This window comes from Gluconobacter sp. GP1 (assembly GCF_032913585.1).
In the GTDB taxonomy this organism is placed as follows: Bacteria; Pseudomonadota; Alphaproteobacteria; order Acetobacterales; family Acetobacteraceae; genus Gluconobacter; species Gluconobacter cerinus.
Map to the genome: position 1 here is coordinate 1 of NZ_JASGXC010000061.1, position 416 is coordinate 416.

The 416-nt window shown below is 62.0% G+C and carries 1 pseudogene; it reads right to left on the minus strand.

The annotated features are described in order from the left end of the window. A pseudogene (locus R5H23_RS16925) lies at positions 1–416 on the minus strand (type IV secretion protein DotO); the annotation flags it as partial.

Consider the following 416-nt stretch of genomic DNA (forward strand, 5'->3'; position numbering starts at 1 on the left):
ATGAGCTGAAACGGAATGTGAAGCGCAAGGTGGCGTTCTTCCTGTCTCAGTCCGGCCCTGACCATGTCGATAAAGCCGGAGGAAGAATCTCCGACGTCCATCTTGCCAATCAGTGGAAGCCGCGCGCCGTGAGACGTCATGGCAGCGGGGCTTAAAACTGTTGCGAGAAGCAAGGCGTTGGCAAGCATGGACTTACCGCGGCGCGAAGGTGCTACGAACAGGTCAAGGACCGCCTCGCGCCCCGATCCGGCCGGGTCATAGGGAACCACCGTGCCATCGTTCGCGCGAAACAGCATCGCACCATCGGACCAGGGCATCCCCGGTCTGGCCCATGGCATCATCGTCAGAATCTGGGACATCGGGCCAGGGGTCGGAGGTGCGGTTGAGGCAAGGGCCAGCCCGGGGACGGAAGACAG